The following is a 20,719-nucleotide window of genomic DNA, read 5'->3' as shown; positions in this document are numbered from 1 at the left end:
CACTCGGACCGAGGAGTCCAATATCGAGCGATCCGCTACAGCCAGCGCCTCGCCGAAGCCGGCGCCGTCGCCTCCGTCGGCTCCAAGGGCGACTCGTACGACAACGCCATGGCCGAGGCGTTCAACTCGTTGTACAAGGCCGAACTCGTCCGCAACCAAGGCCCGTGGCGCGGACTCGACGACCTGGAGATGGCCACCGTCGAGTACATCGACTGGTACAACAACCGACGCCTCCACGGCGAACTCGGACACGTCCCGCCAGCGGAGCACGAAGCACTCCACGCGATGACCCAACCGGTCACCACACCCCTGAAAACCAGCTAACCAACTCTCCATCAAACCCGGGGCTTGACAAGGTGTCCACGACCCTCAGCACCGGCACACCCAGTGAGCGAACCATCGAATCGAGTCCGTGCTGCACCTGCTCACCCGAGTGCTGGGAGCTGACCACCCGCTCCACCTCAACGAACGCGCCGAGCCCGTCGACGACGTCCACGCATACCGTCGCGCCGTCCCAATCGCCGGTTCGACGCTGCTTGACGATCCGCACGGTTGGCACCCAACCCATCGCGACTAGAGCAGCGTGCATTGCGTGACGGTCGAGAATCACGCATTCGTGCTCCAGGCATGCCATCTCGTTATCGATCGGCTTCTTCACGGTGAACACATGGCGACCCTTCTGCGTGCGCAGACGCGCGAACGGCACACCGACCTTCGACATCCCGTACGACCAGTCGGCTGGTGCGTACGCCTGGTCGTCCTGCAACGACGGCTCCGTAAACACCACCTGTCGTCGGGCGAGCTCCGTGATCAACTTTTGCAGGTCGTTGACGCGGTACTTGGCTTCAACTTCATGATCATTGTTGGCCGGCTCGTGGGTCACGAGCAGGGAGCATACGAGAATTGCAGGTCACGTGAGTTCCGAACGCCCGCGGGCAATGTCGGAGCTTTGTCGGAAGAATGTTGGAAGAAGCCGCTGAGTAGCCGACGCATCACAGACCTGCACTACAGTGCTCCCACGCCACCGTGTCTCGCCCCGCGCGAGCGTTCGTATCCATCGGGAGCTGCTGATGTCGAGCGTGCCACCACAAGACGTGGCCAAGGCATGGATCGCCCTTGGTCAGATGCTGGCCCGCAGCCGTAAAGCCGCTGGTTACACGCAAGAGACGTATGCGCCTCGGGTGAGCTATGGACGGAGCACGATCGCGAACGTCGAGACCGGCCGGCAGCGCGTGGGGCGCGACTTCTGGACCCGAAGCGACGAACTGTTGGGGACCGGCGGCAGACTGTCCCAGGAATACGACCGCATCCGGCTCGCCAGCACCCGGCACATGCCCAGCGGCATGGCAACCACTCAGACGTTTCAGGCCCCAGCGGATCCATCGTCCTCCACCGCTGTGGAGACGGTCGCTCGCACGCCCGGAACCGACTACCTGATGGGCGAGTGGAACAGCTTCTCCACGCTCACCAGCATGCTGGCTCAGCAGCGCCAGGCCGTGTCACCCGACGCACTACTGGGTCTGATCGAGGCCCACCGTGATTGCCTGTCGACGCTGTACCGCAAAGCCGGCCGTGCGCCCATCCGCGCTGATATTGGAGCGATGCTCGCCGAAGCCTCGATCGTCGCTAGCCGGCTGTGGAGCGCACAGGGCAACCGTGGCCTCGCGCTCGCTCACTGTGCCTACGCTCGCCAGCTCGGCGACAGGCTCGGCAGCCGCAGGATCAGCGCGACAGCACGCATCTTCGAGAGCAACCTCCACTCGGAGGCCGCCACACTGATCGACGCAGACGGCGACGTCATGATCGGCCTGCGGCTCCTCGATGAGGCCGCCCGCGCGTCCACCGAACTCAGTCCCGCCGCACGAGCCCGGGTAGCTGCCGAGCAGGCCCAGGCCTACGCTGCCCTGCGACTTTCCCGGGAGGCCACGGCGGCCCTGAAGCGGGCAGAAGAAGCGGTCAACGACTTGTCACCCGCTGACTGTGTCGGCCTCTACAGCGACTGGAGCAGCGCCCGCCTCCACGTCTATGCGGGCACATGCCATCTTCTTCTCGGCCAGCCCCACCAGGCTGTGACCGTGCTCGAAAGTGCGGTACAGATGCTGGAACACGACCATGCCAACGTCAACGTCGCCTTGGCGGCAGCCGTAGACCTCGCCAGCGCCTACGCCGAGGCCGGCGAACTCGAGCAATCCTGCGCCCTGCTCGGCAACACGTACGATCAGCTGAAAGCAGGTGGAAACCATCGAGGCATCGCTCGAGCTCAACGAGCCCGGCAGCGGTTGGCCCGATGGCGCGACGAGCGAGCCGGTTGTCCTCGAACTCGAGGAGCAGATGGCCGCCTAGCGGCAATGCCGGGTAGTTAAGGGTCTGGGTTAGTCGTCAAGACGGGTCCGGCGAGGATGTTGAGGCTGATGGTGGCCTGGTAGGTGCGGCGGTCGATGTTCGGGCCGCGGGCGTTGTATTTGGAGATCGCTCGTTTGACGGTACGGGCGTTGACGCGGAGCCGGCGTTCGGGCAGGAGGTCGTCGAGGACGTGGCGGCCGATCGTGCCGATCAGGTCGATGACGGTGTCGGCGATGACGGCGGAGGCGTTGATGAGCTGGTCACGGGCGGCGTTGAGGGCGATGGTGAAGCTGGCGCGGTCCGGGTCCACGTCCGGTTCGCTGTTGGTGGCGTCGGTCATCGCGGTGCGCAGGATCTGGTAGGTGACCAGCAGGGCGTGGATTTCCTGATCGACGCCGGCTGGGGTGCGTGCCCGTAGTACCCGGCCGTCCAGGATGCTGGACTTGATCTCCAGGTAGGCGGTCTCGATCTCCCACCGTTCGTGATACAGCCGCACGATGGAGGTGGCCGGGTAGGTGTCGGGGTCGAGCAGGGTGGTGATCAGCCGGTAGACGCCGGTGACCGTGCCGGTCTTCGTCTTGATGCTGATCTCGGCGTCGATCACCCGCACCTGCTGGCCGCCGAACACCGACTGGTAAGAGCCGTCGCGCAGACGCAGCAGCACCGGCAGCTTGGGGCCGCCACGGCCGGTCTTGGCCCGCACGAGCATGTGCGCGTCACACCCGACGACCAGCTTCAGCAGATGCGCGGCGGCGAAGTTACGGTCGGCCAGCACCAGCACTGCGGCGGGCAGCCGGGCGAGCAGGTCCTTGGCATAGGTGGTCTCGCCGGTGGTGATCGGCCCGAACACCGCGTCCATCACCGACCGGGTGCCACAGGCCATGATCGTGACCAGACGCAGTATCGGATAGCTCGACCCGCCGGTACGGCCTCCACGCTGTTTGGAGTATCGGGCCAGGTTCGCCGCGCTGTCGGCCGCCGACAAGGTGGTGCCGTCGATCGCGCAGACCAGCAGCCCCCGCCAGCGCACCGGCCCAGCCATACTGGCCGCCGGCCCGCGAAGCAGGTCGAACAACGCCCGTAACGGCTGCGGACCGACCCGCCGGCGGGCCTTGGTCAACGCGGCCTCGCTCGGATCCGCGACCGGTAACCCCTCCAGGCCAGCGCCCAGACGCTGCCACACCTGCCGATACCCCAACTCGGCGAACAGGCAGCCCGCAAGCAGCAGATACACCACCACCCGCGAGGGCAGCACCCGCACCCGCCGCTGCAGACAACGAGTCTCGGCGAGGATCGCATCGATCATCTCGAACGGCACCTGCTGGGTCAGCTCACCCAAATGACCCGGCGCGAACGGCCCCGCAGCGACCCGCACCACACGCGTGATGACAGACTGAACCAACAGCGGGACTCCCAGCGGTGAGGCATGTCTTGGCGGACGTACCTCTCTACCGGAGTCCCGCTGCCTGCATCCGCACCGACACGCCGCCCTTGACCAGCCACTGCCGCGCTTAACTACCCGGCATTGCGCCTAGCGGGCAGCCGGCGACCCGCCCGCACTCAACAGCGAGCTGACGGCGGCTACCACGGTCGTCGGGTCGAGACTGTCAAGTACCAGGTCAGGTTCGTAGGATGCAAGCTCTTGGCGCCCAATCCGGTGAGCGACGACAGCGACGCGAAAGTCGGCGTGACGTGCGCAAGCGATATCGTTGGGCGCATCCCCGATGACGATCACTCGAGCGGAATCGAGCGGATCACCATAGATCGCGGAGTAGCGCTGAGCTACAACTGCCGGAAGCTGAAAGCGATCTCGAGCGTCCGACCCGAACCCGCCGATGCGAAGATCAAGAAACTCATCCAAGCCCGCCACGTCCAGCTTCACCTCGGCAGCCGATCGCAGATTGCCGGTCAGCACGGTCTGGATGAAACCACGGCTGTGTAACCCCGCGATGCTCGCCGCAGCACCTGGATACGGCGGCTGAACCTCAGCCAACTCCTGCCGACCCTCATGCATGACTGCGGCAATGGCCTGACGGAAGGCGGGTATGCCCGCCTCCGCAGCTGACGGGTCCACGCCCGAGTCGATCGCCGTGTCCACGGCGATCGACTCGTCCGTATACCCATGCACCTTCTTGTCAGGGAAAACAACCTCGGACTCCGCGATGCCGTACGCACGAGCGATCGCGCGTGTCAGCCAACGCAAGTCCGCAGGGATGAGCGTCCCGTCAACGTCCCAGATGACCAAGCCGGCGCTGCTGTGGTTCATAGAGGCATCGTCGCACGCGTACGGGCAGCTAACCCTGTCGAGCATCGCCGGGTTCGCGGCCGGACCGAGACGGCCACACACCGGACGCTGTCACGGCGGTCATCGACCTAACGACGGCCCCACCTGAAGCCCAGCCCCGCACGTTTAGGTACAGACAATCGAGCGGCACCACGTCCGCGAGTAAGGCTGAGGCCGGTCAGTGAACCCTCAGGCCAGAGCACCCGTGGCTGCTGCCAGATGCCCGCACATCAGAATCCCGTCCCGGCGCATAGCCTGCTCAATGTCCCGAGCCGGGTAGCTGGCGACGCCAGCGTCGTTGAGGATCTGCATCACCGTTGGGTGCGGCTGCACCTCATCCACCGACGCCTGCAACACCCCGTCCACGTGATGCCCGCCGCCGGTCACCCGCGTCGCGGTGCCGGCGCGGAACGCGAACATCACAAAGTGGTAGGAGCCGTCCTCGGCGCGGATCTCGTACACCCCGGTCGGCGTCAACTCGTCCACGTCGAAGCCGGCCTCCTCCGCCGTCTCCCGGCGGGCCGCGTCGTGTGCCGACTCCCCGAACTCCACCTTGCCGCCCGGCAACAGCAGCCACCCCGCGTATGGGCCGCGCTGCTGACGCACAAACACCACCTGCCCTGGCGCGGTGGGCACGATTGCCAGCGCGGCGATGGTCGGCTTCGTAGTCACAATCATCCTTCCCGCTACCAGTGCTCGGTGAGGACGGCCAGGTCCTGGTAGGCGGTCCACCGCTGCCGCAAGCTGGCCAATTCCCGGCTGCTCATGTCGGCGATCGTAGGCCCGGTGGTGGCGTACTGCCGGGATGCGTCAATTCCGTGGACATGTCCGCGACATCCTGTAGTCGCGGGTGACGGCCGAAGGGGTGGGCGGCGGCGAGGAACTGGCGCGTGCGTTGGTAGACCGATTCGAAGCGGTACTCGGCGGTGAGGCTGAGTGCTTCCAGCGCCAGCCCGGCGGCGTGGTCGAGGTCGCCCGCCCGCGCGTGGGCCGTGGCCAGATCGAGGCGGCTGAGCGCCTGCGGACCGCGTAGCTCCGCCGCGTCGAACGCCGCGACAGCGGCGGTGAGCTGGTCGACGACGCCGGTGGTGTCGCCGAGGACCAGGTAGGCCGTCGCCGCGTTGGCGGCGGCCCGGGTCGGGCAGTACGGGCCGAGGGTGAGGCTGGTGCTGAGCTGCCCGTCCGTCGGGTGTTCGGGCAGCAGGGCGAACGCATGGTCCACGGCCTGGTGGACACCCCGGCGGTCGCCGAGGTGGGCGAGCGCCCGGGCCTGCCCGTTGATCGTGAGGCGGATGCGGTGCGGGCCAGCGCCAGCGTGGCGTAGGCCGTCTTCGGCGAATGCGAGCGCGTCGCGGTGCTTGCCGGTGTAGTAGGCGACCAGGCTTTGGGTGGCGCGGGCCCAGGCCTGCGTGTCGGGTTGCCCAGCGGCGTGGGCGAGGTCGAAGGCTTCGGCGGCGTAGGCGTGCGCGACCGGGAAGGCTCGCAGGTCCAGGGCGAGGGCGGCGAGGAGCCCGGACAGGTGGGCGGCGGCGGTGTAGAGCCGGGCGCGTTGCGGTGGGTGCTGCCGGGCGGCCATCAGCTGGTCGACGCTGACCCGCAGCGGACGCAGCCGGGCCACGAGCGTGGCCGGCGGGAGTCGTTCATTGTCACCGATCGCCTGCCGCACTTCGTGCTCCAGGTGCGCCAGCCGTGCGTCGTCATCGGCCGTCACGGTCAGCGCGGACCGGCGGGCGGTGATGCGCTCCTTGTGCTCCCACCACACGGCTGCCGCGTCGGTAGCAGGGCCGGGGCCAGCGGGTGGGGGCGCCGGGCGATGGCGGTGTTGATGGTCCAGGTCGGCGATGCGGTCGTACTCGGCGGTCAGCACGCCACCGGTGCGCAACACGGCGTCGCAGCGGGACCAGAAGGACCGCTCGGGATGTTGGCGGCCGGTCTCGGTGTTCGCCACCGAACTGCGCCCGTACTGCACGAGCCGGGCCAACCCGTGCTGGGTCTGGCCGGCGTCCTTACGCAGGTGGGCGAGGTGGCGACCGAGCGCGCGGCGAGCGGCGGCGATCTTGTCGTGGTCGACCATCGCTGCCACCCCCGGTGCCACAGTCACGATGAGCCGACACCGTAGCTGCTCCCGGTGACACTTCTGCACCCTCGGGACTCCCTTCCGCAGTTGCCTGCGGGTGATGAATGCCCAGCTCACGGCGCTGGCTCCAACGGCGCGGGGCCAAAACGCGGACGGGGTGGATGTGGTGTCGGAGTTGTGTCGGCATCTGCCGACAATGTCGGCGCACGGCGCTGCGGGCGTGTCGACCGACCGGCGTCCTACGGTCCCTGCATGCCCTCCGAGCGCCGTGACGTCACCGCTGGCCTGCCCCGTAAGCGGATGGCCGCCGGACTGCTGATCACCGACGCGAACGATCGGGTTCTGCTGGTCGAGCCGGTCTACAAGGCCGGCTGGGAGATTCCCGGCGGTTGTGTCGAGGCTGACGAGTCGCCGTACCAAGCCGTGATCCGGGAGGGCCGGGAGGAACTCGGCCTGGATCTGGCACCGGGTCGGTTGCTCGTTGTGGACTGGGTGCCGGCCCGCGCCGGGCGCACCGAGGGCGTCATGGTCATCTACGACGGCGGCACCCTCGACCCCCGCGTACACGAACGGATCGTGGTGCCGCCCGGCGAGTTGAAGGGCTGGGCCTTCTCCGACCCGCCAGAGGCCGCCCAGCGGCTACCGCCGTTGCTGAACCGCCGGATCACCGAGGCGCTGAACGCCCGTGCGCACGGGCGCAGCTACTACCTCGAAGACGGCGTCCAAGTCACCTGACCGTAGGCCCACCGACCGGGGCGCCTCCCGGAAGGGCGAAGCGTCGGCTGCGCCAGCCGGGAACGCCAACGGGACACCTCCGCTCCCGCCGTTCGCATCGAGACACCACCACCGCCCACCGCGCTCACCTTCGGGAGGTACCGCCATGCCCAAAACCGACCACCCCGACCGCACGCCCGCCCGTCCCGCACCACCGCAGCGGGAGTCGGTGCTGCCGGAGTTGCGGGAGGTGTGGTGGGAGACCGGTGTGCGAGCGCGAGCGCAAGCCGGTCTGTTCGCTGTCTTCTCCGAGTTGCCCCGCCTGGTCTGGGCCGCGCTCGTGGTGAGTTGGCGCGCCGACCGGGTACGGACGTCGCTGGTGGCGGCGACGACGGTGGTCGCGGGGGTGATGTCCGCGTTCGGGCTCCTCGCGGCGCAGCGGGTGCTGGTGGAGTTGTTCGCCGGCGGGCCGACTGCCGACAAGGTGGTGGCCGCGCTGCCCGCCCTGGTCGCGCTCGCGGCGGCGACCGCGCTGCGCGCGGGCATGGCCACCGCTATGGGTTTCGCGCAGAACGGCCTCACCCCGAAGGTCGACCGGGAGGTCGAACGGGGGCTGTTCGAGGTGACCACCGCCGTACGCCTGGAGGCCTTCGACGCCGACGCGTTCGCCGACGACATGGAACGCGCCTCCCGTGGGGCGAACTCCACCACCGCCCTGGTCCAGGCGTCGATGAACCTGCTCGCAGGCCTCGCCGGCGTCATCGCCGTCGCGGTCGCCGTGGTGGTGGTCCACCCGCTGCTGCTGCTCGCCCTGCTGGTGGCGACCGTACCGAACGGGTGGGCGGCACTGCGCGCCGGGCACCTGCGCTACCAGACCTACGCCGCAGGATCGGTACGACGCCGCCGGTTGTGGCTGCTGCACCGGCTGATGGCCGAACGCGACTCCGCCCCCGAACTGCGCACCTACGGACTGCGCGACTTCCTTCTCGACCAGTACGACCGGGTCATGAACGTCGAGACCCGGATCCAACTCGCCCTGGCCCGCCGGGTCACCACGACCACCACCATCGGCGCGATGATCGGCGGGATCGCCACCGCCGTGGTCTACGTCCTGCTCGGCCTACTGCTCATCGACGGCCAGATCCCCCTTGCCGCCGCCGCCACCTGCGTCATCGCCGTCCAGTCCGCCCAACGCTCCCTGGCCGTGGTGACGTTCCAGGTCGACCGCGTCTACACCGAGGGGCAACACTTCCGCGACTACACAGGCTTCATGACCCGCGCCGCCGAATACCTGCCACCGCCCACCGACCGGGCCGCCGGGGCGCCGGCCGGGGAGCGGCTGCGGGAGATCGCCGTCGACGCGGTGAGCCTGCGCTACCCCGACCGCGACACCCCGGCCGTCGACCAGGTCACCCTCACCATCTCCGCCGGGCAGACCGTGGCGTTCGTCGGGGAGAACGGCTCCGGCAAGTCCACCCTCGCCACCATGATCGCCACCCTTCGCGCCCCCACCAGCGGCGCCATCCGCTACAACGGACGGCCCAGCGACGACTGGGGCACCGATGCGCTGCGGGCCCGGATCGGCGTCGTCACGCAGGAGTACCACAAGTGGCCGTTCACCGCCGCCACCAACATCGCCATCGGCGACATCACCACCACGACGCACCAGGACCGGATCGAGGCCGCCGCCGCCCGCGCGGTCGCCCACGACATGATCACCGACCTGCCCCACGGGTACGAGACACTGCTCGACCGGACCTTCGCCGGCGGCCAGGACCTCTCCGGCGGCCAGTGGCAACGCATCACCGCCGCCCGCGGCTTCTTGCGTGACGCCGACGTGCTCATCATGGACGAGCCATCCTCCGCCCTCGATCCCCGCGCCGAGGACGCCCTGTTCCAGGCCATCCGCGACCGGCAAGGACGCGGCATCACCATCCTGATCACCCACCGGCTCGCCAACGTCCGGCACGCCGACCGCATCTACGTCCTGCACCACGGCCGTCTCGTCGAAACCGGCACCCACGACCAGCTCATGGCCACCGCCGGCCGGTACGCCGGACTGTTCACCCTCCAAGCCGCCGGCTACGACACCACCACCGCGCACGCTCCGACGCTGCCCCGCCAACCCGCCTCCGCCTGAAGGACCACCAGATGAACAGTCCGCACGCTAACGGCCTCGCGCCAACGCTGGTGATCATTCGCGGCAACTCCGGCAGCGGGAAGACCACGGCCGCCCGCGAGGTTCGGCGCCGCTACGGACGCGGGGCCGCGCTGCTGGAGCAGGACTACCTGCGCAGAACCCTGCTCCGCGAACACGACAGCGCCCATATCAACCCGGTAGCCCCGGCGTTCATCACCGCGACCGCCCGCACCGCCCTCGAGCTGGGCTACCACGTCATCCTGGAAGGCATCCTGCACACCGAGCGCTACGCCACCGTGCTGCACCAGCTCATCGACAACCATCCCGGTCCGGCCTCCGCGTTCTACCTGGACGTCTCCATCGACGAGACCATCCGCCGCCACCTCAACCGAGACGAACCCATCCCCGTCACCCCGGACGAGATGCGCCGCTGGTACACGCACCGAGACCTACTCAACGTCCCCGGCGAAACCATCATCCCCGAACCCCAAACCCTCGAGCAGACGGTTACCACGATCCTGCAGGCCAGCGGCCTCATCAGCGCCACACCACAAACGCCCTGCCCACGACGCTGCCGACACTGCGCCCGCAAGGCCGACACCCCACCCGCCGCTGCGACGACCAGCTGACCAAGCGCGCCCGCACACGTCGCCCCGAATCCCTGACGCGAAAGAGCCACCCGACGTCGCGCAAAGGCGGATTCCACCAGAGAGGATCGCGACCACCATGAGCGAAACGACCGTGCCTCGACGCGCGGCCGGCGTCACCAGCCAGTTCCTGATCGACGGTGTCCCCGGACACCTGATGACAGCCGCAGCAGCCAGCGGCGCCCTCACCCACGTCGACCTGAGAGTGGGCAAGCACGGCTCCACCCTGGCCGGACTAACCGACGCCCTGTCCACGGCGATCACTACCGGTCTGCGCGGCGGGACCCCCGCGGTCGTGTTCGTCGACGAGCTGCGCCACACCCGCTACGTACCCGCCGGCGCCACCAACGATCCAGACCTTCCGCACGCGACATCGTTGGGCGACTACCTCGCCCAACACTTGCACCTCCACCACCCTCAGCGGACAGAGCGACCGTGACCGCCTGGCGTACCGACCGCGCGACCGCCGAAGGCTTCAGACGCAGCGATGGCCTGCGATGTCTGGCGCGGATCGGCACACAGCTGGTGCCCGCGCTGACCGTCAGCCGCAGCGCGGGATGCAGGACGGAGGGTTCGACCCAGGAGTTGTCCACAATTCCATCGGCCGGCAGGGCAACGGCTCCGACCTTAGCCTGGCTCACGGCCTGGACGGCGGGTGCTTCGACCAGACCGATCTAAGCCCTCCTACTGGACCCGTCGCGGCGCAAGGCCCCTCACAGGCAGGACATCGTGATCAGCACTGCACAGACAACGACCGAGACCACTGGCGCTGAGACCTTGACGATCGCCGCCGCGCAGCCGCCGGTAACCTGCGAGCCGGCCGTGAACGGCGCCGTGATCCGTGACCTGATGCGCCGCGCCCACGATCACGGGGCCCGGCTGGTGCACTTCCCCGAAGGCGCCCTGTCCGGCTACGCCGGGCAGGACAAGCAGCACTTCACAGGCTGGCACATCGACTGGGTACCCGTGCGGCGGGAGTTGGCCGCCATCAGGGCCCTCGCCGCCCAGCTCGGCCTATGGGTCGTCCTCGGCAGCAACCACCATCTCACCGGCGGGAACCGCCCCCACAACAGCCTCTACGTGATCTCCGACCGAGGCGACATCGTCAACCGCTACGACAAGCGCTACCTGTCACACACGGAGATCACTGGCTTCTACAGCCCCGGTTTCGCCCCCGTCACCATCGACGTCGACGGCTACCGCTTCGGTCTCGCGCTCTGCATCGAGATCAACTTCCCGGAGGTGTTCCTCGGCTACCTCTACCGAGGCGTCGACTGCGTCCTGTTCTCCACCTTCTCCGACGACCCGATCTTCGACGTGATCGCCCGCGGGCACGCCGCCACCACGAACCAGTGGATCAGCGTCTCCGTCCCTGCCCAGTGCAGCACCGCCATGCCCGCCGGGGTCATCGGCCCTGACGGCGCCTGGCTCACCCGATGTGCCACCGACGGCAGCACCGACCTCGCGTGCGTCACCCTCAACCGCAACGCACCGGAGCTACGTATCGCCCTGCACGCCGCCCGGCCGTGGCGGGCCACTGCGCGCAACGGAAGCCTCTACCAGCAACGGCGGGTAGACGACCTACGCAGCCACGACCGCACGGTAGGGTAACGATCTACATCGAAGATCGCCTCTGGCCGGCGCTCGGTCATCTCACTCAGCCGTCCGAGGCGCGATGGCCCCGGGGAGGCGACGGTGGCAGATCCGAACGAGGTGAGCGAAGCGTGGCGCGCGCTTGGCCAGCAGTTGGCTGCGTACCGCAAGGCGGCCGGCCACACCCAGCACTCACTGGCGCCCAGGATCCTCACCGGCCGCAGCACGATCGCGAACACCGAAGTTGGACGCCAGCATCCAGACCGGGCCTTTTGGAAACGCTGCGACGAGGCCCTCGACACCGACGGCGCTCTCACCGCCGGGTATGACCAGGTCGTTGCTGTTGAACAGAAGTACCGCCGGGCCAGGGGAACAGCAGCATTCACTACCGCCCTGACCACAGCCGGCACCGCCCTGGTAGTCGGCGCAAACGGCCAGCCCGCAGGAGAGACGGATATCGTGACGACTGTGGCAGACGGGCGAGGCCGGCAGGTTCAGGTCAGCCGCCGGGCGCTTCTACAGGCGGTCCCCGGCGGTGTGGTGGCATCTCTGGCGAGTGCGGAACCGCTGGTCGTGGCGACACGGGCGGCGCAGGTTGATCCCGCCGTCGTGGAGCACTTCGCGGTACTGCGGTCGGTGCTCGTGGAATCCGACAACCGGGTCGGCGCCGCGGCGATCCTCCCCACGGCCCGACAGCAGCTCGGTCACATCGCCGACTACCGCCGAGCCGCACGAGGCAGCCTGCGCGACGCGCTGTTGAGTACCGAGGCTCGGTGGGCGGAATTCGCCGGCTGGCTCAGCGACGATATGGGCGACCGGGACGCTGGCGAATGGTGGCTCGCCCAAGCGTTGACCATGGCCCAAGAAGCTGGCGACATGGAGTTCACCGCCTACGTTTTTGCTCGTATGGCGCAGCGGGCCAGCGACGCCGCCGACCAGGACCGCGTACTCGGGCTCGCCCGTGCCGCCGAGCGCGCTGGTAGCACACGGGAGCAGGTGCGGGCGTTCGCGGCGGTGCAGCGCGCGCACGGGCACACGGTCGAAGGTGACGCCGGCTCGTTCCGAGCCGCCATCGACGAGGCCCACCACCTCGCTGCCGCCACCGGAACAGACGGCGGTGGGCTCGGTGCGTTCTGCACCACGGCATACATCAGCGCGCAGGAGGGCGAGGGCTGGCTTCGGCTGGGCCGCCCCGGCGCCGCCGCCCGGTGCTTCGGCGAGGCTCTCGACGTGTGGCCGGAAACGTACCGACGCGAACGGGGTCGCTATCTGGCGCGCACCGCCGTGGCCCACGCCGCCGCCGATGAACCCGAGCTGGCCGCTGCCGCCGCCCTCGCCGCGCTCAACCTGGCCAACCTCACCCGCTCGGCACGAATCCAACGCGAGGTCGCCACCGCTGGCCGCCAGCTCGCGGCGTTTCCCACCGAGCCCGGAGTGCAGCAGTTGCATGCCGCCCTGGCCGCTTCCGCAGCGACCTCGTGACCGACAGCAGCGGTGCCGGCAACACAGTCGATGTCGTCTTCGTCGGCCGGGCCAACATCGACCTGACCGTCCATGTACCCCACCGTGCCCGACCCGGCCGCACCGCCATCGGCTCGCCTTTGACCGCCAACGCTGGAGGCAAAAGCCTCAACCAGGCCATCGCCGCCGCCCGCCATGGCGGGCGCGCCGCCCTGATCGCCAACGTCGGCGCAGACACCTGGGGCTACCAGATCACCACAGCACTGACCGATGCCGGCGTCGACACCCGCCACATCCGGCTCGTTCCCGACGCAACCACCGGCGCGGCCATCATCGAGGTCACCCCAGACGGCGAAAGCTACATCACCCTCGCCCTCTCACCCGCCACCGAACTCACCACCGACGACATCCACCGCGCCACCGCCAGCCTCGGCATGGAAGCCGTCATCGTGCAGCTCGACCTACCACCCGAACCCGTGACCACACTGCTGAGCCACCGCCGCGCGCCGATCGTCGTCGGCAATCTCGTCCCCCACCCCGACCTCGCCCCCCGGCTGTTGGCGGAACTCGACGTCCTCGTGGTCAACCAGCATGAAGCTGCCGCCATCCTGTGCACCACCGCCGGCACCCCGCTCGACGCCGCCGCCGCGCTGCAACGCCTCGGCCCCCGTACCGTCGTCGTCACCGCAGGCCCGAGCGGCGCCGCCTTTACTGACCCCCGCGGGTCCGGCACCGTGCCCGCACCTGCCGTCCCGGTCGTCGACACCACCGGAGCCGGCGACGCCTTCCTCGGCTGTCTCGCCCTCGACCTCGCTCACCACACCCCGCTTTCCGACGCCATCACCACCGCCGTCCACGCCGGCTCCCACACCGTCGGGCACAGTGGTGCCCACACCCCCACACCCCCACACACCAGATCCCCGGGTAGAAACGACGGCTCGACCCTCGGCAGTCGAGAATGGAAGTAGAGGACGGCCGCAGATGGATCCGGTACCCGCTGCTGACGGGAGAGTCGACCGTGAACGGCTCGACGAGTTGCTCGCGCTGCAGACCGAGTTCGACGGACTCGACTTTAAGCAGGAGCGATCGCTGGCGAAGGGAACGAAGGCTCGACTGGAGTTCGTCAAGGACTGCGCCGCGATGCTGTCCCGCCCACATGGTGGATACCTGGTCATCGGTGTCGACGGCGTCGGCGCACCCAGTGGGGCCGTCATCGAGACCGCCGACTACGACGCCTCCCGTCTACACGACATGCTGACCAAACACCTCGAAGGTCAGGTGTCGGTTTCATCAGGTGTGCACACCGTCGACGGCAGCACGGTGGTGCTCGTCTGCCTGCGGCGGCGCGACGACGGTTTGTTCCCGGTGGTCAAGGCGGACTTCGTGGCCAACGACGGCGGCACGCCGACGATAGTTCTGCGCGGTGGAGATGTGTACGTGCGCGAAGGTACAAAGACTCGCAAGTGGCGCTCCGCGGATCTGGTCGGGCTCATCGCGCCCCACGTGGCCATGGTGCGGCAGGAGGAACGTGCCAGGCTCGCAGATCTGATGGACGTCCTGCGGCGCGAGTACCAAGGGCTGGCTCTGGCGTCCGGGCCGGTGGCGGCGCTGACATGGCAGGTCGGGCAGGAGCAGTTCGATGCCGCGGTCACCGAGGCCATCCGGCGCAACGACACCTCCGCACTGCGACTGCTCGTGCTTGGTCTGCAGCGCGACGGCCTCGGCCTGCTGACCCAAGACGCCACCGCAGCTGGCGAGGACCTGCTGCAGCTGCTCGACCGGGCCACCGCCGTCGCCGCTATCGCGGTCACGCTCAGCAACCAACAGCTCGTCGACGATGTCGTCACGATGCTGGCTCGTCTCTACCACCGGCTGTATGTCAACGGTGAAGCACTGACGAACACTGCTGCGGAGCGCGGACTCGCCATCGCCGCCCGGATCCTCGCGGTCATAGCGCTCGCCGTGCGGCTAGACCAATGGTGGGTCATCCGCAAGCTTGCGCTACGCCCCGCGGGAGACACCATCGTCTACGTGTCCTGGCTGCGTCACGCCCAAGTCCAAGCGGCCAGGCGCCACGTCGTTCTCACCAACACAGCCACAGAGCCTGTCGGGGGCGGACTGGTAGCAGCCGCCCGACAGTTGATCTCGACGTTGCCGACGCTGCGCCCCGACCTCCCAGGCGACCTCGTTGACGACCTGCCCCTCGGAACGCCGCCTGCTCCCGGCGATCCGGTGATCGATTCGGTGTGTCAGGCGGACCTGCTGTGGTGCGTCGCCGCAGCGCTCGATACGCCGCAGGAGCGGGCCAGATACGAGTTCTACCCCAGCTTCGCCTGGCTCTACGAGCACCGGATCGCACCCATGGTGAACCGGCTACGCACCGACGAGAACCTGACGAGAGACGTATACCCCGGCCGCGCTGTCGATGAGGTGCGCGATGCGCTTGACGAGGTTCTGCAGCTATCCGCTCGGGAAGGAGGCCGGCTCGGCCACTTTCGATAATGCCCCAAGCTCAACCTCAGCCGATCTCGCCGATGAAGGTACGCCAGCGCGCGTTCTCAGGGCCGACAAGGTCACTCGGCTTGCCTCGGTCCTTCGTGAGTGATTCATCTTGGTGTTGTGGGTGCGGCTGGCAGGGGTTTTGCCGGTAGGCATGGTGTGGGCCCGCGCGCGACGGCCCGAATGTGGTCAGCGTGCTGACGGGCGCATGAGCGAGCGTTCCGATCTGGCATGCTCCCGGCATAGCGTTGCGTCTCGTGCACGCCCCGAACCCCTGCAAGGAGTTGGTCTGATGGCGAAGCGAGGCACCGACCACTGGAGTGAAACCTACTGTGACCGACGCTTCCACCCGCCCCACCTGACGGGCCTGCCCTACTGGTTCTTCTGCCGACTCGAACCGGGCCACGACGGAGACTGCGACTGTGAAGCAGCCCGCGAAGCGACGAACACGACGGATTAAGACTGGACCAGCGGGTGCCCGATCGCTGACGCGCCCGGGCTGGCTGCCCCGGCCCAGGCCGTGTCGACGGCACCGGAAGCGGGGCAGGGCCGCACCGAGCTCGGCAGGCGGCTTCGCTCTCGCGTGTCAGCACGGGTGCAGCCCGCTGCCGCCAGACCATAGCTGTCGGCAAATACAGGTGAGGCGTGGGTCGTTCGTCGCGGGCGCACCGTCCGTCTGCGCGATGTCGCCAGGGTGATCCCCTCAGTACGATCCGCCTATGCTGCACGTCGCCCGCTTCGGCGGCCCTTCATGATCGTCCAGTGGGGCGTCAAAGGGCTATGGCTTCCAGACGACGATCACGCGAAAGTTATCATCGACTTGCAACTGGGCATTGTCTGCAATTGGTGGCGGGACGTGGGTAGGATCACGCTGCCTGAACAGTTCCAGAAGCTCACCCCAACAAACCTTGACCACCATGTCAATCACTTCAATTCCCCGGACCCCGCCACCGGTCGCCCCTTCAACGAGGTCACGCCGTTCATCTCGATCGCCTGCGGCACAGTCGAGCGGGACACGGCCGCCGCGACCAACCACGTGCACTCGGCGCTGTCAACCGCACTTCTTTACGGCACCCGCTTCGCCGCGGCGAACGTCGGCTACCTGTATCGCTGCTGGATGCTCGTCGGACCCCGCCCGGCGGTGGAGGTGCAGGGTGTCGCGGAGCAGGTGCGTGACCTCAATACCTACCGCCGGTACTCCGCATATCAGACGGAGGGCGAAATGACGGCCAAGGTGGTGATTCCGGTCAACCACATCCAACAGTGCGAGAAGTGGGTCTGGAATCGAACCGCAAAGGACTTCATGCTCGAGTGGGTTCACCCGAACCCTGCATTCACCGAGCCCGAGCGCCTAAGCAATGTCCGTGAGCTGATCTGAATTGTCCGAGACACACCTCGACGCGCTTGAGCTGTCCGCAGAGCGCGTCGCCGCCGTGACCGACTTCTACGAGTCGTACGCCACGCTCGCGCTCCGGCAGGGCCAGAACTCGGACCCAGAGATCGCCGGGCTCGACGCCGCGTCGGCACTGCGCTCCGCCGGCCAGTGGACGATGATCCTGGACCCGCAGCGCGCCGCGGATCTGCTGGTCGGTTCAGCCCGGCTCTGGCACCAGCACGGTCACGGCTTCGGCACCTACCTACTCGCCGCCCTGCGGCCCGCAGCTTTGCCGGGCACGGACCGGCGCATGCGGCAGCGGCAGCTTCAAGTGTTGCTCACCGGCCGCCCGGTGAAGGATGTAGACGTGCCAGCGCCGTTGCTCCATCCGCAGCAGCAGGCGTACCTGCTGCTGGCCGGGGCCGGCGGTCCGGCCGCGTGGGCGGGCATGGGGGATGCTGCAGCGCGTTCGGTGCACCGGCTCGGGGTTGTTCCGATCGGGGCGCTCGGGACGCCGCTGCGCGTCTATTGGGACATAGCAATGCACCTCTTGTCCGACGACGGTGCGCGCGCCGCGCCGGTAAAGGACATGACGCCCGGGCTCGAGGCTATCGCCGGCCATCTTGAGGCGATGGCGGCCTCATACGCGACAGCGATTAACTCCGCCATGGCCAACGAGTATCTGTGGTTCAGCGCGGCCTCGCCGGTGGACGTCGGCGACGTCGACATCGCTGCGATCGCCGCGCTGGCCGCTCGCCGCTTTGGCATCGAACCGGTCGTCGCCGCGCTGTCGCGGCGCGCGGAGCAGCACGATCCGCTGACCCGGGTGCCGCTGGAACTAGCCGTCGAGCTAGCCGTGCACGTCATGCGCCAGACCGAACCCCCGCGCCTGGAAGAGTTCTGAGATCGGGATCAGGAAAATGACTCGGGAATCAGCGCGTCGAGCTGGTCTTCCACGTCCAGCCCGTACCGGATTGCCAGGAGGCCAATGTTAAAGCCGGTGGCGTCGCGCAATCGCCGTAGCGCAAAGTACGCCTCCGTCCGGAGGACGCGCACCCTGTCCGAGCCGGTCGGGTCGATAAGCAGCCGGGCATCCGTGTCGTTGATGGCAGCCGCAGTGAGGAAGTCGCGGCAGGCGGCTCGAATCGGCCGCAGCAGCTCGGCGATAGCATCCGGCAGCCCGCCGTCGGCGAGCAGCTCGGTCAGGCGCTCGCGGATCCGCAGCACCGACCCGATCAAGTGGTCGGTGATCTCGCGGTCCGGATGCTCATAGAGGGCCCGCCGGTCCTCCAGGAAGGCGATCACGCCACGAGCCGTCCTCCGATCGTCATCGGAGGGTTGCAGCGTGCGGCCGAACACGGGCGTGTCGAAGCCATCGAGCCGCTCCACGATCTGTGCGAACTGCACGCGTCCCCCTCGGGCCTATTGGATCAGGCGAACAGCGCGGCCAGCGCCAGCGCGGTGCCCGTGGCACTGAGCGCCAGCACACCGCAGGCCAGCAGGCGCGCCCCGTTTACCCGAGGTGCGGCTCCTTGCAGCACCCGCTGTGGCGCGGCGCGGTCGGTCCGGCGCCACAACAGCCCCGCCGCGTCGGTGAATGCGACTTCGATCGACAGATCCCGGTAAGTCGTCGCGGCGGGGACCCGCACCGGCGGCTCGATCCGAAGCTCTCGATCGTGTCGGTTGGTCAGCACCTCGAGTTCATTTGGGTCCTGCACGGCATGCCCGGATGTCGAGTGGAAAATGTTGGCCGTCACCTGAAACACCGGGCTGGCGCTGTGGTTCACGACCTCCCACCGCACGGCGGCGAGCATGTCGCCGTGCGCGCGGAGTTCCACCACGCGCCCGAAGACGAGGCGGGCCTGTGCAACGTCGGCGTCGGCACGCTCCTTGCGGCGGATCCCGACCTCATGGCGGTACAGCAACGCCGTGAACACCAACGCGGGGATCGACATCGCCAGTGCGGCGAGGCTGCCCAGGCCTTGCATCCAGTCGGTGATCTTTGGCGCCTCGTCAGCGAGCACCCCGACAGATTACGGTCTGGTCGCGCCTTCACACAGTCCCCGATCTGGCCAGCGTGAAGAGCAGGCGTGATATTCAAGCGGCACGCTGCCGGCTCATCCCTGGTCGGCGACAGGCCATGGTCGAGGGTTGCTCAGTACGCCACAATCGCCGTACCGGATGGCTGCATCCCGATCTACAGAGAAAGGGCGCAACGCACTATCTCCGGTTCCTTATCTCCTGATGGTGCAACCGCAGCCCGGCCAGGCTTAGTCGAGGTGCCCGCTGGAGTCGCTCCCTCATCGGCTGTGACAGGGCACCGTCGGCCGTGCCGGAGGCCAGCCCTCTCACCGGCGAATGCCGGCCGAGAGTCACTCACGCACCAACGGCGGGCGGGACCCAGCCGAACGCGCCGCGATGGCACGTCGGCGCGCTGCCCCGCTCCGGCGTGCCGGTCGCAAGAGCGGGGATCAGATGCGTGCGTCCTGCCGACGGTCACCGCCGGTGCCTATCCCGGCTGACGTTCCCACCCCCCGCTCACCACCGCGCACGAGCCCAGGTCAACGGCGGCCAACATCGGCCACGCGCTCAGGTACCGGCATCCCGACCATGACGCAGGCCAGGCGATACACAAACGCACTGGTCACCACCGACCGGCGCGGACCCCCGCCCAAACAGCACACCGACAACGGAGCACCATCGGAGCACCAGATTCCAAATCCTGGGAAGATTGGTCCCATTTTGCAGAAGCAATCAAGGCCGCGACCCGCGTTTCCGCTGGTCACGGCCTTGATCGTTTGTGCGCCCGAAGGGACTCGAACCCCTAACCTTCTGATCCGTAGTCAGATGCTCTATCCGTTGAGCTACGGGCGCTTGGTGCTCGGCCAGTCTACACAACCGGCTTTCGCGCGGAGACTCCGGGATTCGAACCCGGGAGGGGCTTTAAGACCCCAACCGCATTAGCAGTGCGGCGCCATAGACCAGACTAGGCGAAGTCTCCCTGGTGACCCCGAGGTCACCGCGCCCGAGGATACAGGCCCGCACCCGCCCGGGGCAAAGCGGATACCGGGAGCCACCGCCCCGACCGCGTTTTCGTCGTGTGCCGGATCACGCCCACGGCTACGCTCCATCGATATGCAGGAGCAGCCGCCGAGCGATCCGCCCCGTCGCGAGCCCGCACCCGAGGCCCGGCGGAGCCGCTCCCCCCGTCCCACCTTCAGCCCACCGGCACCTGAGCCCGTCTCGGAGAAAGCGACGAGCGACACACCGCGGCCTCGGCGTCCGCGCCGGTCGGCGCCGACGGTCGTCTTCCAGCCGCCGACGCCGGACGCCGACGCACCGCCGGCGCCGCGCCCGCGTCCGGCCGCGGATTCCTCGGCAGCCGATTCCGGTACGCCGTCCGCAGAGCAAGCCACCCCGAGTTCCGCCACGACCGGTCCGGGTACGTCGGCCCCAGAGCGGAGCGCCGCTGCACGTGCCAGGCCCGGCACGCGGTCGGTCGGCCCGGGGACGGCTGAGCCGCTGCCGGCACCCGGAGCCGCACCGGAAGCCGGGGAGCCGCCGGTCACCGAGCGCTCGGCCGAGC

The 20,719-nt window shown here is 68.3% G+C and carries 19 protein-coding genes and 2 tRNA genes; 12 read left to right on the top strand and 9 right to left on the bottom strand.

Annotation, left to right across the window (positions count from 1 at the left end):
* The coding region (locus GA0070215_RS04600) for an integrase core domain-containing protein (protein ID WP_141708150.1) at positions 1-324 on the top strand (324 nt) is incomplete at its 5' end.
* Here the strand turns inward: GA0070215_RS04600 and GA0070215_RS04595 are convergent.
* Positions 299-883, bottom strand: coding sequence for a class IV adenylate cyclase (locus GA0070215_RS04595; protein ID WP_091042076.1), 585 nt, complete (start codon positions 881-883; stop codon positions 299-301). The two genes, GA0070215_RS04600 and GA0070215_RS04595, sit on opposite strands and share 26 nt — an antisense overlap.
* A gap of 187 nt (positions 884-1,070) precedes the next feature.
* On the opposite strand from GA0070215_RS04595, the gene GA0070215_RS04590 reads away from it, so the two are divergent.
* A complete protein-coding gene (locus tag GA0070215_RS04590; protein ID WP_091042072.1) occupies positions 1,071-2,363 on the top strand; it encodes a helix-turn-helix domain-containing protein in 1,293 nt (430 codons plus the stop codon).
* On the opposite strand, the gene GA0070215_RS04585 is transcribed toward GA0070215_RS04590, so the two are convergent.
* From GA0070215_RS04585 to GA0070215_RS04570, 4 genes are all read right to left on the bottom strand, one after another.
* A complete protein-coding gene (locus GA0070215_RS04585) occupies positions 2,360-3,718 on the bottom strand; it encodes an IS4 family transposase (RefSeq protein ID WP_279616536.1) in 1,359 nt (452 codons plus the stop codon). The two genes, GA0070215_RS04590 and GA0070215_RS04585, sit on opposite strands and share 4 nt — an antisense overlap.
* 156 nt (positions 3,719-3,874) lie before the next feature.
* Positions 3,875-4,609: an HAD family hydrolase gene (locus GA0070215_RS04580; protein WP_091042165.1), complete on the bottom strand. Its 735-nt coding sequence runs from the start codon at positions 4,607-4,609 to the stop codon at positions 3,875-3,877.
* A 207-nt stretch (positions 4,610-4,816) separates the two neighbouring features.
* Positions 4,817-5,305 carry an NUDIX hydrolase gene (locus GA0070215_RS04575; RefSeq protein WP_091042070.1) on the bottom strand — a complete coding sequence of 163 codons (489 nt, stop codon included), beginning with the start codon at positions 5,303-5,305 and terminating at the stop codon, positions 4,817-4,819.
* Positions 5,306-5,390: 85 nt separating this feature from the next.
* On the bottom strand, positions 5,391-6,701 hold the full coding sequence (locus GA0070215_RS04570) for a helix-turn-helix domain-containing protein (protein ID WP_091042067.1): 1,311 nt from the start codon (positions 6,699-6,701) through the stop codon (positions 5,391-5,393).
* A 255-nt stretch (positions 6,702-6,956) separates the two neighbouring features.
* On the opposite strand from GA0070215_RS04570, the gene GA0070215_RS04565 reads away from it, so the two are divergent.
* The 10 genes from GA0070215_RS04565 to GA0070215_RS04520 all read left to right on the top strand — a co-directional run bounded on the left by GA0070215_RS04565 (position 6,957) and on the right by GA0070215_RS04520 (position 18,037).
* Complete coding sequence (locus GA0070215_RS04565; RefSeq protein WP_091042064.1) at positions 6,957-7,439, top strand: NUDIX domain-containing protein; 483 nt, start codon at positions 6,957-6,959, stop codon at positions 7,437-7,439.
* A 145-nt stretch (positions 7,440-7,584) separates the two neighbouring features.
* The gene (locus GA0070215_RS04560; protein WP_091042060.1) at positions 7,585-9,558 is read left to right on the top strand and encodes an ABC transporter ATP-binding protein; all 1,974 of its coding nucleotides are present in this window, start codon (positions 7,585-7,587) and stop codon (positions 9,556-9,558) included.
* A gap of 11 nt (positions 9,559-9,569) precedes the next feature.
* Positions 9,570-10,187 carry an AAA family ATPase gene (locus tag GA0070215_RS04555; RefSeq protein WP_091042057.1) on the top strand — a complete coding sequence of 206 codons (618 nt, stop codon included), beginning with the start codon at positions 9,570-9,572 and terminating at the stop codon, positions 10,185-10,187.
* 97 nt (positions 10,188-10,284) lie between these two features.
* Positions 10,285-10,644, top strand: a complete 360-nt coding sequence (locus GA0070215_RS04550) for a TSCPD domain-containing protein (RefSeq protein WP_091042054.1) — start codon at positions 10,285-10,287, stop codon at positions 10,642-10,644.
* Between the two features lie 290 nt (positions 10,645-10,934).
* Positions 10,935-11,816, top strand: coding sequence for a carbon-nitrogen hydrolase family protein (locus GA0070215_RS04545; protein ID WP_279616535.1), 882 nt, complete (start codon positions 10,935-10,937; stop codon positions 11,814-11,816).
* Between the two features lie 84 nt (positions 11,817-11,900).
* Entirely contained in the window at positions 11,901-13,280 is a 1,380-nt protein-coding gene (locus GA0070215_RS04540) for a helix-turn-helix domain-containing protein (protein WP_091042049.1), read from the top strand.
* Entirely contained in the window at positions 13,277-14,227 is a 951-nt protein-coding gene (locus tag GA0070215_RS04535) for a PfkB family carbohydrate kinase (RefSeq protein WP_244166851.1), read from the top strand. The genes GA0070215_RS04540 and GA0070215_RS04535 overlap by 4 nt, the downstream gene beginning before the upstream one ends.
* A gap of 13 nt (positions 14,228-14,240) precedes the next feature.
* Positions 14,241-15,761: an AlbA family DNA-binding domain-containing protein gene (locus tag GA0070215_RS04530; protein WP_091042046.1), complete on the top strand. Its 1,521-nt coding sequence runs from the start codon at positions 14,241-14,243 to the stop codon at positions 15,759-15,761.
* 748 nt (positions 15,762-16,509) lie between these two features.
* Positions 16,510-17,136 (top strand): hypothetical protein, encoded by a 627-nt coding sequence (locus tag GA0070215_RS04525; protein ID WP_091042045.1) that lies wholly within the window; start codon positions 16,510-16,512, stop codon positions 17,134-17,136.
* Position 17,137: 1 nt separating this feature from the next.
* Complete coding sequence (locus GA0070215_RS04520) at positions 17,138-18,037, top strand: hypothetical protein (protein WP_091042042.1); 900 nt, start codon at positions 17,138-17,140, stop codon at positions 18,035-18,037.
* A gap of 8 nt (positions 18,038-18,045) precedes the next feature.
* On the opposite strand, the gene GA0070215_RS04515 is transcribed toward GA0070215_RS04520, so the two are convergent.
* The 4 genes from GA0070215_RS04515 to GA0070215_RS04500 all read right to left on the bottom strand — a co-directional run bounded on the left by GA0070215_RS04515 (position 18,046) and on the right by GA0070215_RS04500 (position 20,134).
* A complete protein-coding gene (locus GA0070215_RS04515; protein WP_091042040.1) occupies positions 18,046-18,540 on the bottom strand; it encodes a DUF6650 family protein in 495 nt (164 codons plus the stop codon).
* A 23-nt stretch (positions 18,541-18,563) separates the two neighbouring features.
* Positions 18,564-19,157, bottom strand: a complete 594-nt coding sequence (locus GA0070215_RS04510; RefSeq protein WP_091042037.1) for a hypothetical protein — start codon at positions 19,155-19,157, stop codon at positions 18,564-18,566.
* A gap of 777 nt (positions 19,158-19,934) precedes the next feature.
* Positions 19,935-20,007, bottom strand: a tRNA-Arg gene (locus tag GA0070215_RS04505).
* A gap of 36 nt (positions 20,008-20,043) precedes the next feature.
* A tRNA-Ser gene (locus tag GA0070215_RS04500) sits at positions 20,044-20,134 on the bottom strand.
* Positions 20,135-20,719 lie beyond the last annotated feature (585 nt).

This window comes from Micromonospora marina (genome assembly GCF_900091565.1).
GTDB classification, from domain to species: Bacteria; Actinomycetota; Actinomycetes; order Mycobacteriales; family Micromonosporaceae; genus Micromonospora; species Micromonospora marina.
This window is presented reverse-complemented; position numbering and strand designations above follow the sequence as displayed.

Coding starts and splice junctions, on each gene's coding strand:
- GA0070215_RS04590 (WP_091042072.1), top strand. CDS start 1,071: ATGTCGAGCGTGCCACCACAAGACGTGGCCAAGGCATGGATCGCCCTT.
- GA0070215_RS04580 (WP_091042165.1), bottom strand. CDS start 4,609: ATGAACCACAGCAGCGCCGGCTTGGTCATCTGGGACGTTGACGGGACG.
- GA0070215_RS04575 (WP_091042070.1), bottom strand. CDS start 5,305: ATGATTGTGACTACGAAGCCGACCATCGCCGCGCTGGCAATCGTGCCC.
- GA0070215_RS04570 (WP_091042067.1), bottom strand. CDS start 6,701: ATGGTCGACCACGACAAGATCGCCGCCGCTCGCCGCGCGCTCGGTCGC.
- GA0070215_RS04565 (WP_091042064.1), top strand. CDS start 6,957: ATGCCCTCCGAGCGCCGTGACGTCACCGCTGGCCTGCCCCGTAAGCGG.
- GA0070215_RS04560 (WP_091042060.1), top strand. CDS start 7,585: ATGCCCAAAACCGACCACCCCGACCGCACGCCCGCCCGTCCCGCACCA.
- GA0070215_RS04555 (WP_091042057.1), top strand. CDS start 9,570: ATGAACAGTCCGCACGCTAACGGCCTCGCGCCAACGCTGGTGATCATT.
- GA0070215_RS04550 (WP_091042054.1), top strand. CDS start 10,285: ATGAGCGAAACGACCGTGCCTCGACGCGCGGCCGGCGTCACCAGCCAG.
- GA0070215_RS04530 (WP_091042046.1), top strand. CDS start 14,241: ATGGATCCGGTACCCGCTGCTGACGGGAGAGTCGACCGTGAACGGCTC.
- GA0070215_RS04525 (WP_091042045.1), top strand. CDS start 16,510: ATGATCGTCCAGTGGGGCGTCAAAGGGCTATGGCTTCCAGACGACGAT.